Raw genomic sequence first — 13,523 nt, forward strand, 5'->3', positions numbered from 1 at the left:
ATGGGCTGCAAGGCAGCCCCAACAAGAACAAATTGCTGGAGCCGGGCCATGTCCGAACTGCGTCAACAATGCTTGTGGGAATTCGTCAGCACACCGAGCGTGGCCGCCCAGGCCCTGGCCGGTGAGCACAAGGCCGATGTGTGCGTGATCGGTGGCGGCATTACCGGCCTGTCGGCGGCCATTCACCTGCTCGAGCAGGGCAAGTCGGTGATCCTGCTGGAGGCCTGGAAGGTCGGCCACGGGGGCTCCGGGCGCAACGTCGGGTTGGTCAATGCCGGTACCTGGATCCGCCCCGACGACGTCGAGGCGACCCTTGGCCAGAAGCAGGGCAGCCGCCTTAACCAGGTGCTGGGTGAAGCCCCGGCTGAAGTGTTCGCAATGATCGAGCGCCTGGGCATCGACTGCCAGGCCCAGCACAAGGGCACGTTGCACATGGCGCACAACGCCACCGGCATCGCCGACCTTGAGGCCCGCCACGAGCAGTGGCGCCGTCGCGGTGCCGACGTGGAGCTGCTGACCGGCGCGCAGTGCCAGGAATACTGTGGCACCGACAAGATTTCCGCCGCGTTGCTCGACCGCCGCGCCGGCACCATCAACCCCATGGGCTACACCCAGGGCCTGGCTGCGGCCGTGGTGCGCCTGGGTGGCCAGCTGTTTCAGCAGTCGGCTGTCGAAGGCCTGGCGCGCGAGGGCGACGCCTGGCGGGTCAAGACGGCCCGTGGCTCGGTACGGGCCGACAAGGTGGTGATTTCCACCGGTGCCTACACCGAAGGCGACTGGAGCAACCTTCAGAAGCAGTTCTTCCGCGGTTATTACTACCAGGTCGCCTCCAAGCCGCTGCAAGGCGCTGAGGCCGACAAGGTACTGCCGCACGGCCAGGGCTCATGGGACACCCGCACCGTGCTCAGCAGTATCCGCCGTGACGACCAGGGCCGCCTGTTGCTCGGCAGCCTGGGCCGGGTCGACAACAAGCCCGCCTGGTTCGTGCGCAGCTGGGCCGACCGCATTCAAAGCCATTACTACCCGGGCCTGGGCAAGGTCGAGTGGGAAATGCACTGGACAGGTTGCATCGACTTCACCCCCGACCACCTGATGCGCCTGTTCGAGCCGGCGCCGGGGCTGGTGGCGGTGACCGGGTATAACGGGCGTGGGAATACCACCGGCACCGTGATTGGCCGGGCGTTTGCCGAGTTCCTGCTCAAGGGTGAGGCGGGCAGCCTGCCGATTCCGTTCTCGCCAATGAGTGGCGTGAGCGCGCCATCGCTGCGCACCGCGTTCTATGAGTCCGGGTTCTCGCTGTACCACGCGGGGCAATGCCTGCGGGTTGTGTTGTAAGTACCGGCCTCTTCGCGGGTAAACCCGCTCCTACAGGTACAACACAAGTCTCGAATATTGTGTTGTACCTGTAGGAGCGGGTTTACCCGCGAAGAGGCCAGTACAGGCTTACTTGTGCAACCAGCTGAGGAAGCCGCCCTTCTTGATCAGGGCCGGCTTCTGCTGCAACAACGACTCCCGGCTCTGGCGCCGGAACCGCTGCAACTTGCTCAGCGCCGCCTGCACATCGCCACGTTGCGCCAGGCAACTTTTCACCTGCTCTTTGTCGATGCGGTACAGCACGCAGCTGGTCAGTGTACGGAACTCGGCCAGTGACTCGTCTTCGTCGATGATCCCCTCCACCCCCAGCACCTCGCCCGGCCCCATGCGCCCGGCCTCCAGCAGCTTGTCGCCATCGCGCACAGAGGCCGACACCACGCCGCTGCCAATCACCAGCAAATGGTCGGAATGCGCGCCTACCTCCAGGATCACCTGATCCGCCAGGTACTCCACCGTCGTCATGCGCTGGCTCAATGCGTCACGCTCTTCAGCGCTTAGCGAACGGAACACCCGTACCTCGTCCAGCACTTCGCGCTGGCGGCTGCGTGGCGGCATGGCCAGGTCGACGTTCCACATCACCCCGCTCGCCTCCAGGTGGCGGTGCGCCAGGTCGAACAACTGGTTGCGTGCCGCAGTCTTGCCGCCCATGTCGGCAATGAACCCGCTGGCCTCGTACTCCACCGACTCCAGTGTCGAGGCCTTGACCGACACCTTGGGCGCAGGTGAAGCAAGGATCGCGCTGGTGCCCTGCAGGGCTTTTTCCAGTGCGTCGAACACCCGCCTGGGCCGCACTTTGGCCGGCACTACCACGTTGATCGACACCCCATGCACATCCGCCGGCCTGCTGTGGTTGAGCAGGCGCGCCTTGGCCGCCACCGAATTGGGGATCACCGCCAGGCTACCTGTGCCCGTGAGCAGGCGCGTGGCCCGCCAGTCGATATCCAGCACCTTGCCTTCGGTGCCGTCGATCGCGATCGAATCGCCAATCTGGTAAGGCCGCGTGGTGTTCAGCACGATGCCGCTGAACACGTCAGCCAGCGTGCTCTGCAACGCCAGGCCTATGACGATGGCCATCACGCCCGAGGTGGCCAGCAGGCCCTTGACTGGCAGCTGCAGCACATAGCCTGCGGCCGCGACTACCGCGGCAAGGAAGATCAGCGCCCCCAGCACGTCCTGCAGCAAGCGCCCGCCGTGGCTACCCCGCGCTACCAGCAACAGGCCGAACACCACGGTGACCGTGCGCGCGCCAAACAGCCACCAGCCGATGGCCAATACCGTGGCCATCAGGTTGCGCGGCACATCGTCCGGCCAGGGCGGTGGCTGCAGCGGGCTCATGCCGGCGGCCACCAGCACCGCGCTGAACAACAGGAAAAGCACCAGCCGCATACCGATGCGCCAGGCCCGGTGCTGGAGGGGGATCAACTGCCAGATTACGAGGTCGAGCAGGATCAGGGCAGTACCGAGCAGCAACGGGGACGACTGGATGAACGCCAGCATGGTGGTCTCGGGAGTGAGGGGAGGGCTGTGGGTAGTAATAGAGCAGGTTGGCCGGGCAGGCAATGGGCGCCTGCGTGCGGGTAAACCCGCCCTGAGCGAGATGCGGTCCCTGTGGGAGCGGGCAAGCCCGCGAAGAGGCCAGCAAATCCAGCGCCAATCTATCGTTCCCAAAACAGAACGCTAAAGCCAAAAACCGCTATCTACCGCTCGAAAGGTGACGGTTTTAATCTTCTCCCATCAACGCGAAACACCCAATTTGCTGAACTTCAAACCCTATGGAGCAACGACCATGACCAACTTCAAATACAACCGCCTGAACAAAGACGATGCCGCCGTACTGCTGGTCGACCACCAGGCTGGCCTGCTGTCGCTGGTGCGCGACATCGAGCCGGATGCCTTCAAGAACAACGTACTGGCCCTGGCTGACCTGGCCAAGTTCTTCAACCTGCCGACCATCCTCACCACCAGCTTCGAACAAGGCCCCAACGGCCCGCTGGTCCCGGAACTGAAAGCCTTGTTCCCGGACGCGCCGTACATCGCCCGACCAGGCCAGATCAACGCCTGGGATAACGAAGACTTCGTGAAGGCGGTGAAGGCCACCGGCAAGAAGCAGCTGATCATCGCCGGCGTGGTCACCGAAGTGTGCGTAGCCTTCCCGGCGCTGGCCGCCCTGGAAGAAGAGTTCGACGTGTTCGTGGTTACCGATGCCTCCGGGACCTTCAACGCCATGACCCGCGACGCCGCCCATGACCGCATGAGCCGCGCTGGCGCCCAGTTGATGACCTGGTTCGGGGTTGCCTGCGAGCTGCACCGCGACTGGCGCAACGACATTGAAGGCCTGGCCGCGCTGTGCTCCAACCATATCCCGGACTACCGCAACCTCATGACCAGCTATAACGCCTTCAACGCCAACAAGTAAGCCGCAGCCGCGGGCACCCTCAGCCGGTGCCCACGCAGGGCAGCACACTTATCCAATCCAGCGCCCGTTGGCCGTTGCACAGTGGCTGTGGGCAAGCTCACCCAAGGAACGCCGATGAACACCGCACTCCAAGACAACCGCGAAGTGGTGACCGTATGCCTGCAGCACCAGGTGCTCGATAGCACGTCGGATACCTCGGCCGCGCAACCGCCGCGCTGGAAGCAGGCGCTGCTAACCTACCTGGTGATCTGCCCGATGACCATGGTCGTGCCGCAACTGCTGGCGCCGCTGTTTGCCCGCTTCCCGCAACTGGAGGGCGCGATCACCGGCAACCTGATCGTCAACCTGTTCGTCATTCTGCCCGTGGTGTTCTACATCATGCCTTGGGTGACCCGTCGCTGCGCCAACTGGCTGCGCGGCTGAGCCAGCCCCTGACCTCGATAATCCAGGAGATACCGCTATGAGCACGTTCGTTACCCGCGATGGTACTTCGATCTACTTCAAGGACTGGGGCACCGGCAAGCCCGTGCTTTTCAGCCACGGCTGGCCGCTGAATGCCGACATGTGGGACACGCAGATGGAGTTCCTGGCCAGCCGCGGTTACCGCGCCATTGCCTTCGACCGCCGCGGTTTCGGGCGCTCGAGCCAGCCATGGAACGGCTACGACTACGACACCTTCGCTGATGACATCGCCCAGCTGATCGAACACCTCGACCTGCGTGAGGTGACCCTGGTGGGCTTCTCCATGGGCGGCGGTGACGTAAGCCGCTACATCGGTCGCTACGGCACCGAGCGGGTCGCCGGGCTGGTGCTGCTGGGCGCCGTTACGCCGGTGTTCGGCAAGCGCGACGACAACCCCGAGGGTGTCGACCTGTCGGTGTTCGAAGGTATCGTGGCTGGCCTGCGTGCCGACCGGGCGCAGTTCATCGCCGACTTCGCCGCACCGTTCTATGGCATCAACCATGGGCAGCAGGTATCCCAGGGCGTGCAGACGCAGACCTTGAACATAGCGCTGATGGCGTCGCTCAAGGCCACCCTGGATTGTGTGACGGCGTTCTCCGAAACCGACTTCCGGTCGGACATGGCCAAGGTCGATGTACCGACGTTGGTGATTCATGGCGATGACGACCAGATCGTGCCGTTCGAGACTACCGGCAAGCAGGCAGCGAAACAGATCCGTGGGGCTGAGCTGAAGGTGTACGCCGGCGCGCCGCATGGGTTTGCCGTGACTCATGCGCAGCAGCTGAATGAGGACCTGCTGGCGTTCTTGAGTCGCTGAACAAGCCGGGGCCGCTTTGCGGCCCCAACCGCCGGCAAGCCCACAGGGGCTGTTCAGGGCTCAGAAGCTGTGAAGCCCTTGTGGGCGCTGGCTTGCCGGCGATGGGGCCAGCCCTGGCAACACAAAACTTGATCAGGGCTAACCTTCAACAGCCCCACCGCACATCCATCCAAGCCTTGCCCCTGTATCGGGCGGCATGCTCTGCAGTCGCGCCTGCCGCCGCCGCGCCCAGAGACGGAGAACACCATGCCCCAGGACCGCCACGACAAGACTCGTCGCCAGTTCCTCGCCAGCAGCACTGTACTGGGTGCTGCCGGCGCGCTCTGGTCTGCATTGCCCTTCACCGGCGCCGCCGGTTCCGCTCACGCATCCACCCAAGGAGGTTCCATGACCGCCGACCTGATTCTGTTCAACGGCAAGCTGCACACCGTTGACCGCGAAAAGCCCACTGCCACCGCCGTCGCCATCAAGGACGGCCGTTTCATCGCCGTGGGCAACGACGCCGAGGCCATGGCCCACAAGGGCGCCAGCACGCAAATCGTCGACCTCAAGCAGCGTACGGTCATTCCCGGCCTGAACGACTCGCACCTGCACCTGATCCGCGGCGGCCTGAACTACAACCTGGAGCTGCGCTGGGAAGGCGTGCCGTCGGTGGCCGATGCCCTGCGCATGCTCAAGGACCAGGCTGCGCGCACGCCTACCCCGCAGTGGGTGCGTGTGGTGGGTGGCTGGAACGAGTTCCAGTTCGCTGAAAAACGCATGCCGACCCTGGAAGAAATCAACCAGGCTGCACCCGATACGCCGGTGTTCCTGTTGCACCTCTACGACCGCGCATTGCTCAACCGTGCCGCACTCAAGGCCGTCGGCTACGACAAGAGCACCCCGAACCCGCCGGGTGGCGAAATCCAGCGTGACAAGTTCGGCAACCCGACGGGCATGCTGATTGCCCGCCCGAACGCGATGATCCTCTACGCCACCCTGGCGAAAGGGCCGAAGCTGCCGCTGGAGTATCAGGTCAACTCGACCCGCCAGTTCATGCGTGAGCTGAACCGCCTGGGCCTGACCAGTGCCATCGACGCTGGCGGCGGCTACCAGAATTTCCCCGACGACTACTCGGTGATCCAGGAGCTGGCCGACAACAACCAGCTGACAGTGCGCATTGCCTACAACCTGTTCACCCAGAAGCCCAAGGAAGAACTGGACGACTTCAGGAAGTGGACATCCAGCGTCAAGCTGCACAGCGGTACCGACTTCCTGCGCCACAACGGCGCTGGCGAAATGCTGGTGTTCTCCGCCGCCGACTTCGAGGACTTCCTCGAGCCGCGCCCGGACCTGCCGCAGACCATGGAAGAAGAGCTGGAGCCGGTGGTGCGCCACCTGGTCGAGCAGCGCTGGCCGTTCCGCCTGCATGCCACCTACAACGAATCGATCACGCGCATGCTCGACGTGTTCGAGAAGGTCAACCGCGATATCCCGTTCAATGGCCTGCCGTGGTTCTTCGACCACGCCGAAACCATCACCCCGCAGAACATCGAGCGCGTGCGTGCGTTGGGCGGCGGCATCGCCATCCAGGACCGCATGGCCTTCCAAGGCGAGTACTTCGTCGACCGCTATGGCGCCAAGGCTGCCGAGCAGACCCCGCCGATCAAACGCATGCTGGAGATGGGCGTGCCGGTCGGCGCGGGCACCGACGCTACCCGCGTGTCCAGCTACAACCCCTGGACCTCGCTGTACTGGCTGGTCAGCGGCAAGACCGTTGGCGGCATGGAGCTGTACAAGGAAGGCCTGGACCGCGAGACCGCGCTGCAGCTGTTCACCCAGGGCAGTGCCTGGTTCTCCAGCGAGCAAGGCAAGAAGGGCCAGATCAAAGTAGGCCAACTGGCCGACCTGGCGGCCTTGTCGTTGGACTTCTTCAGCGTTGATGAAGAAGCGATCAAGGGCATCGAATCGGTGCTGACCATTGTCGATGGCAAGGTCGTGTACGGTGCCGGCGAGTTTGACCGCCTCGGGCCACCGCAGGTGCCGGTGCTGCCGGAGTGGTCTCCAGTAGCCAAGGTGCCGGGGCACTGGCGCGTGGGTACGCCGTCGCTGGCGGCAGCCGTGCACCAGTGTTCGGGGCCGTGCGGGGTGCATGCGCACAGCCATGACAAGGCGCGCAAATCGAGTGTTCCGGTCAATGACTTCCAGGGGTTCTGGGGGGCGCTGGGCTGTTCGTGCTTTGCTTTCTAAGCTGATGTGATGTCGAGAAGAAGGGGCTGCGCGGGTAATGCCTGTCAGTTAAGCGTTACTGGGGCTGCTTTGCAGCCCTTCGCGGGCACGCCCGCTCCCACACGTTAGGCGCTGAACTCAAGAAATGCGCGATACCCTGTGGGAGCGGGCATGCCCGCGAAGAAGCCAGCTCAGGACTCAAGCCATGTCGCTGACCGCAAACTCTTCGGCCAAGTGATCGATCAACGCCCGTACCGAAGGCAGCAACCCACGCCGCGACGGGAATATGGCATGCACGATGCCACAGCGCGGGTGCCAGTCCGGAATCAGCTCCACCAGCCGCCCCGCCGCCAGGTCCTCGCGCACGGCCACCCTTGGCAAGTGCGCAATGCCAACCCCGGCCACCACGAAATGACGCAGGGCAAACAGGTCGTCGGTCACCATGCGTGGTTTGTGCGGGATGACGATGCTGCGGCTGCTGTCTTCACCCCGAAACAGCTCCCACTGGTACTCGCGCTGGGCGCTGCCCCAGTGCAGGCTGGGCAGCGTGCTGAGCAACTGCGGGTCGAAACTTTTGGGCAACTGCTCCAGGTATTGAGGCTGGCCGACCAGGCACTGGGTGCTGTTGCTTAGCACCTTCATCACCATGTCGGTGTTTTCCAACGGTGGAAAGCGCACCCGCAAAGCGATGTCGAAGCCCTCGTGCAGCAGGTCGACGCGGCGGTTGGTACTTTCGATGAACAGCTCCACCTGCGGGTACTTGAGCATGTAGCGGGTCAGCATCGGCCCGACCCAGGAGTTGAGCAGGGTGGTCGGGCAGCTGATGCGCACCAGCCCGCGCGGTTCGCTGCGGTTGCGCTCGATGATCTCCGCCGCGCCCTCGGCCTCCACGCGCATGGCCAGGCAGCGGTTGTAGTAGGCCTGGCCGATCTCGGTGAGCGAGCAATGGCGGCTGGTGCGGTGCAGCAGGCGCACGCCCAGGCGCTCCTCCAGGTCGGCGATGCGCCGGCTGAGCTTCGACTTGGGCATGTCCAGCGCCCGGCCTGCCGGGGCGAAACCACCGTGCTCGACTACTTGGGTGAAGTAGTAGAGGGAGTTGAGGTCTTCCAATGATCGGTCTCCGGGTTTTGGCTTGCCGGCAGCCCCTACACAGCCATCGTTCACGAAACGGAACGCTAAAGCCAGATTCTGCTGACTACCGCCGCAAAGGTGATGATTTTAATCTGTGTCCATCAACGCGAAACACCCCGAACAGCTGAAAAATTCATAAACCTTTGGAGCACAGACCATGAGCAAATTCACCTACAACCGCCTGAACAAAGACGACGCCGCTGTACTGCTGGTAGACCACCAGGCTGGCCTGCTGTCGCTGGTGCGTGACATCGAACCGGACAAGTTCAAGAACAACGTGCTGGCGCTGGCCGACCTGGCGAAGTTCTTCAACCTGCCGACCATCCTCACCACCAGCTTCGAGCAAGGCCCCAACGGCCCGCTGGTACCGGAGCTGAAGGAGCTGTTCCCGGACGCGCCGTACATCGCTCGCCCCGGCCAGATCAACGCCTGGGACAACGAAGACTTCGTCAAGGCGGTGAAGGCGACTGGCAAGAAGCAGCTGATCATTGCGGGTGTGGTGACCGAGGTGTGCGTGGCGTTCCCGGCGCTGTCGGCGCTGGAAGAGGCATTTGACGTGTTCGTGGTGACTGATGCTTCCGGCACCTTCAACGAAATGACCCGCGATGCGGCGCATGACCGCATGAGCCAGGCCGGTGCGCAGATGATGACCTGGTTTGGCGTGGCCTGTGAGCTGCACCGTGACTGGCGCAATGATGTGGAAGGGCTGGCGGCGCTGTGCTCCAACCACATTCCGGATTATCGGAATCTGATGACCAGCTATAACGCGTTGACTGCGGGTAAGTAACCGATCACTAGCAGTACGCATACAAGCCGGCTCCTTGCATAAGGGGCCGGCTTTTTTTGTTTACTGTACCGGCCCTTTCGCGGGCTCGCCCGCTCCCACAGGTGTCGCGCAAGCTTCAAACCCACTGCAGAACCTGTGGGAACGGGCATGCCCGCGAAGAGGCCGGCACCGGCAATCTCAATTCACTGACTGCATTCAGGTTGCCCCAGAACAGGCTCTTGCCGGTTTCGCCCAGGTGTTCCAGGGCTTTGTAGCCACAGCCGTAAGCGCCCCGCAGGTACTGGGCGACATGGACCAGGGCGTCATGGGCGCAGATGCCCGGGTTTACGGTGAACAAGTGTGGGTGGCCAGCATCGCAGCGGTTGAAGGCGCGTTGGGCTGTGTCGGGCTGAACTGTAACGACCCATTTCCCCGCAGAAGGCGGAAGTTGTACGCGGGGTGGAAAACCGGTGGGCAGGCAAGCCGGTTGGCCAAACGGCTACACGCGCACAACTGCCATTACGGCAGCCCTTTATCACATCCGGGTTTCCATACCCGATCGCTGAACCGACAGCGACCCGGTGATCGTCAGGAGACAGGATGAGGGCGTTCAGAGCCCCCAGATTGGCGAGTGCCCCATTCCGCTTTGGGCAATTTCTGACAGTGAAAAAGGATGGCATGACGGCGCCATTGAGCAACGTCGAGAGCAAACTGGGCAACCCGGAAATCCTTCAGGAGTAACCCCATGTTCCGCTCCACTGCCAGCTTGAAGGTGTAAGGCATGACCTTACACTAACCCTTCAATGATCAGAAGTTTCAGGCACAGGGGCCTGAGGCTGCTCCATCAGCTACGTGACACATCTGGGGTGCGTGCGGATCATGTCAATCGCTTGCGGCGTTTGCTTGCTTCCCTTGACGTAGCAAAAACGGCTTCAGATATGAATCGCCCTGGTTATCGTCTTCATCCCCTGCATGGAAAGCTGGAAAGCTTTTGGGCGGTGAATGTTTCGGGTAACTGGCCCCTCGTGTTTCGCTTCATTGGTACCGATGTGGAGCTTGTTGACTATCTCGATTACCACTAAGGAGGCCTCAGCCATGCCTATGTTTGATCCTCCCCATCCCGGGGAGTCATTGCGAGAGGATGTGTTGCCCGCAATTGGAATGAACGTCTCTGAGTTAGCTCGTCACCTGGGCTACTCACGGGGGCAATTATCCACGGTGCTCAATGGGCGTGCCGCAATATCTGCCGATCTTGCTTATCGACTTGAATTGGCTGGCCTCGGTCCTGCCCGGCAGTACCTTGCCGAACAGGCGGCCTACGATCTTTGGCAAGCGGCCCACCGTGAGCATCCTAAGATAGAGCGGTTGATATTTGCCTGATTGTTCAGTCCGCATCCGAATCAAACAACCGCTCCAACTCAACCCGCGCCTCCTTGGCCGTTTGCATCACCTTGGCCCGGTCATCGCGGACCTGCCCCTGGGCCACCAGCACTTCTTCGTCATGCTGGGTGAACCGTGCAATCCGGTCCGCCGCCTGCTCATCGCTCAAACCCAGCCCCACCAGCGCGCGGCGGGTCATCTCTAAGCTGGAATAGAACGTCTCGCGGATTGGCTCGGCACCGACATCCGCCAACTTGTGCACATGCTGGCGGTTGCGCGCACGGGCCAGCACTTTCAGGTGCGGGTACAGGCGCTTCACCCGCTCGGCTGTGTGAATGGCAGCTTCAGGGTCATCGATGGTGATGATGAAGTACTCCGCTTCACCCACCTTGGCGGCATGCAGCACTTCCTGGCGCAGCGGGTCGCCGTAGAACACCGGCACCTGCTCGAACATACGGGTCATCTCGATGGCATCGACCGAGGTTTCCAGGGCAATGAACGGGATCTTCTGCGCGCGCAGGATGCGTGCAACGATCTGCCCCATACGCCCCATGCCGACGATTACCGCCCGAGGCGTATCCGCCTGTATCTGCTTGTATTGCTCAGGCACTTCACGCGCAGGTTGCGGCCGCTTGAGGGCGCGGGCGCAGGCAATCATCAGCAGCGGGGTAATGGCCATCGACAGGGTGATGGTCATCAGCAGCAGGTCGTAGGTCTGGGCGTCGAACAGGCCCTGGTCCTTGCCCAGCTTGAACACCACGAACGCGAACTCGCCGCCGGCCGCCAGCACCATGCCCAGGCGTAGCGCGCTGGCGCCGCTCAGGCCACCGGCCAGGCGGCCAACGCCAACCAGCAGCACCAGCTTCACTGCCACCAGCAGCAGGGTCAGGCCCAGCACCACCAGCGGCATTTCCAGCAGCAGCCGCAAGTTGGCACCCATGCCGACACTGATGAAGAACAACCCCAGCAGCAGGCCCTTGAAAGGCTCGATCTGAGATTCCAGCTCGTGGCGGTACTCCGAGTCCGCCAGCAACAAGCCGGCGAGGAAGGCACCCAGCGCCATGGAAATGCCGGCTTCCTCCATCAACCAGGCGGTACCGATCACCACCAGCAGCGCAGTGGCGGTAGACACCTCTGGCAGGCCGGTGCGGGCCACCGTGCGGAACACCGGGCGCAGCAGGTAGCGGCCGCCGACGATCACCACGGCGATGCTGGCGAAGATCTGCAAGCCGTGTTGCAGGCTGTCGCCGTGGCTGGTGTCCGGCCCGCTGGCGGCCAGCAGCGGCACCAGGGCGATCAGCGGTATGGCGGCGATGTCCTGGAACAGCAGGATGGCGAAGGCCAGGCGGCCGTGCGGGGCATTGAGTTGCTTGCTTTCGGCCAGGCTTTGCAGGCCGAGGGCGGTGGATGACAGCGCCAGGCCAAGGCCGAGCACGATGGCCGCAGGTAGCGCCTGACCGAAACCGAACAGGGCAATGGCGCCGATCAGCACGCCGGTCAGCACCACTTGGGCGGTACCGACGCCGAACACTGCCTTGCGCATCAGCCATAGGCGTTTGGGGGACAATTCCAGGCCGATGATGAACAACAGCAGCACCACGCCCAGCTCGGAAATGTGCGCCACGCTTTCGGTATCGCGGATCAAACCCAATGCCTGCGGGCCAATGACCACACCGGCCAGCAGGTAGCCAAGCACGGCACCCAGTTGCAGGCGCTTGGCCAAGGGCACGGCAAGGACGGCGGCGAGCAGAAAGATCACCGCGGTTTGTAGAAGGCTGCCTTCATGTGGCATGGGCTCGTACTCCATGAGCTGCCGGGGCAGCGTTCGAACGGGTTGGCGGACAATTCTGGGGGCCGGGGGTGGTGTTAGACAATCCGCCATCGGGGAGAAAGATTGTCCTGAAAAATGAGACAACCTGTGCAGCCCTGTGGGCGCGGGTTTCCCCGCGAAGCGGCCCGCATACGAAACACACCGACTCAGGCCCCACCAAACTGTGCCCGATACTGCGCCGGCGTCATGCCAATCCGTTCGCAGAACACCTTGCGCATGTGCCGGTCACTGCCAAACCCGCACTGCGCCGCCACCACCTTCAGGGGCAGGTCGCCGCATTCGAGCAACTGGCGGGCGCGGTCGATGCGCGCATTCTGCAGGTATTGCAGTGGCGTAATCCCCACCTCGCGCTGAAACGTGCGGGCAAAGTTGCGCCCGCTCATGGCCACCAGGTCGGCCATTTTCTGCACGGTGAAGGCCTGCTCGATATGATCGACGATGTATGCCTGCACCCTCGCCACTGGCGAGTCGTCGCGTGGCACTGCCGCCAGCAGCGGCCCATACGGCGTTTGCCCTCCTTGCCGGTGGCGCGCCACCAGCAGCACCTTGGCCACTTCCAGGGCCAGTGCCTTGCCGTGGTCTTCGGCGATAACTGCCAGTGCCAGGTCAATGCCCGCCGTAATGCCACCAGACGTGATCAGGCAGCGATCGATGACATAGATCTGCTCGGTTTCTACCTTGGCCGCGGGAAACGCCTGCGCCAGGCGCTCCACGTAGTTCCAGTGGGTGGTGCAACGGTAGCCGTCCAGCAGCCCGGCCCGGCCCAGCAAAAATACCCCGGTACAAATCGCCCCGAACCGCTTGGCACTGCGCACGGCGTGGGGTAGCCAGCGCTCGAGCACTGGCAGCGCGATGTCGTACGCGCCAGGGCCACCGGGCACCAGCAGCAGATCCACGGCGGCAGGCAGGTCTTCCAGGCGTAGGTCGGCCACCACCTTCAGCCCGCACGAGCCACGCACCGCCGCCTGCCCCTCGGCCAGGGTGAGCAACTGGTAGCGCCGCTCGGCCGGCAGGAAACGGTTGGCGATGGCGAATGCATCCATAGGCCCCGTCACGTCCAGCAACAGCACATCGTTGAACAGCACCATGGCTACGGTGCGGTGGGCGGTTTTTTCCTGCATTGCTTTTATACCTTGAA

12 protein-coding genes and 1 pseudogene are annotated in these 13,523 nt (G+C 63.2%); 8 read left to right on the forward strand and 5 right to left on the reverse strand.

Annotation, left to right across the window (positions count from 1 at the left end):
* Positions 1-48 precede the first annotated feature (48 nt).
* The gene (locus tag QME24_RS00580) at positions 49-1,335 is read left to right on the forward strand and encodes an FAD-binding oxidoreductase (protein WP_029888100.1); all 1,287 of its coding nucleotides are present in this window, start codon (positions 49-51) and stop codon (positions 1,333-1,335) included.
* 108 nt (positions 1,336-1,443) lie between these two features.
* On the opposite strand, the gene QME24_RS00585 is transcribed toward QME24_RS00580, so the two are convergent.
* On the reverse strand, positions 1,444-2,871 hold the full coding sequence (locus QME24_RS00585) for a mechanosensitive ion channel family protein (RefSeq protein ID WP_235768245.1): 1,428 nt from the start codon (positions 2,869-2,871) through the stop codon (positions 1,444-1,446).
* Between the two features lie 289 nt (positions 2,872-3,160).
* On the opposite strand from QME24_RS00585, the gene ycaC (QME24_RS00590) reads away from it, so the two are divergent.
* The 4 genes from ycaC (QME24_RS00590) (at position 3,161) to QME24_RS00605 (ending at position 7,298) form a co-directional block, all read left to right on the forward strand.
* Complete coding sequence (gene ycaC, locus QME24_RS00590; protein ID WP_009681621.1) at positions 3,161-3,790, forward strand: isochorismate family cysteine hydrolase YcaC; 630 nt, start codon at positions 3,161-3,163, stop codon at positions 3,788-3,790.
* A gap of 114 nt (positions 3,791-3,904) precedes the next feature.
* Positions 3,905-4,213 carry a hypothetical protein gene (locus QME24_RS00595; RefSeq protein ID WP_280091075.1) on the forward strand — a complete coding sequence of 103 codons (309 nt, stop codon included), beginning with the start codon at positions 3,905-3,907 and terminating at the stop codon, positions 4,211-4,213.
* A gap of 37 nt (positions 4,214-4,250) precedes the next feature.
* On the forward strand, positions 4,251-5,069 hold the full coding sequence (locus QME24_RS00600; protein ID WP_173891536.1) for an alpha/beta hydrolase: 819 nt from the start codon (positions 4,251-4,253) through the stop codon (positions 5,067-5,069).
* Between the two features lie 387 nt (positions 5,070-5,456).
* Positions 5,457-7,298: an amidohydrolase gene (locus QME24_RS00605; RefSeq protein ID WP_033744724.1), complete on the forward strand. Its 1,842-nt coding sequence runs from the start codon at positions 5,457-5,459 to the stop codon at positions 7,296-7,298.
* Positions 7,299-7,475: 177 nt separating this feature from the next.
* Here QME24_RS00605 and QME24_RS00610 read toward each other — a convergent pair whose 3' ends face one another.
* Positions 7,476-8,387 carry a LysR substrate-binding domain-containing protein gene (locus tag QME24_RS00610; protein WP_054905180.1) on the reverse strand — a complete coding sequence of 304 codons (912 nt, stop codon included), beginning with the start codon at positions 8,385-8,387 and terminating at the stop codon, positions 7,476-7,478.
* A 178-nt stretch (positions 8,388-8,565) separates the two neighbouring features.
* Here QME24_RS00610 and ycaC (QME24_RS00615) point away from each other — a divergent pair, with 178 nt between their 5' ends.
* Complete coding sequence (ycaC, locus tag QME24_RS00615) at positions 8,566-9,195, forward strand: isochorismate family cysteine hydrolase YcaC (RefSeq protein ID WP_009681627.1); 630 nt, start codon at positions 8,566-8,568, stop codon at positions 9,193-9,195.
* Between the two features lie 115 nt (positions 9,196-9,310).
* Here the strand turns inward: ycaC (QME24_RS00615) and QME24_RS00620 are convergent.
* Positions 9,311-9,583 (reverse strand): annotated as a pseudogene (locus tag QME24_RS00620) (hypothetical protein); the annotation flags it as partial.
* A 394-nt stretch (positions 9,584-9,977) separates the two neighbouring features.
* On the opposite strand from QME24_RS00620, the gene QME24_RS00625 reads away from it, so the two are divergent.
* Positions 9,978-10,256, forward strand: a complete 279-nt coding sequence (locus tag QME24_RS00625) for a type II toxin-antitoxin system RelE/ParE family toxin (RefSeq protein WP_082414659.1) — start codon at positions 9,978-9,980, stop codon at positions 10,254-10,256.
* 13 nt (positions 10,257-10,269) lie between these two features.
* Positions 10,270-10,554, forward strand: a complete 285-nt coding sequence (locus QME24_RS00630; RefSeq protein ID WP_009681630.1) for a HigA family addiction module antitoxin — start codon at positions 10,270-10,272, stop codon at positions 10,552-10,554.
* Between the two features lie 4 nt (positions 10,555-10,558).
* On the opposite strand, the gene QME24_RS00635 is transcribed toward QME24_RS00630, so the two are convergent.
* Both QME24_RS00635 and QME24_RS00640 read right to left on the reverse strand, forming a co-directional pair.
* The gene (locus tag QME24_RS00635; RefSeq protein ID WP_054905179.1) at positions 10,559-12,346 is read right to left on the reverse strand and encodes a monovalent cation:proton antiporter-2 (CPA2) family protein; all 1,788 of its coding nucleotides are present in this window, start codon (positions 12,344-12,346) and stop codon (positions 10,559-10,561) included.
* Between the two features lie 185 nt (positions 12,347-12,531).
* Positions 12,532-13,506, reverse strand: coding sequence for a GlxA family transcriptional regulator (locus QME24_RS00640; RefSeq protein ID WP_054905178.1), 975 nt, complete (start codon positions 13,504-13,506; stop codon positions 12,532-12,534).
* Between the last annotated feature and the right edge of the window lie 17 nt (positions 13,507-13,523).

The sequence above is a fragment of the Pseudomonas sp. PARCl1 genome, assembly GCF_947311875.1.
Taxonomy (GTDB): domain Bacteria; phylum Pseudomonadota; class Gammaproteobacteria; order Pseudomonadales; family Pseudomonadaceae; genus Aquipseudomonas; species Aquipseudomonas juntendi.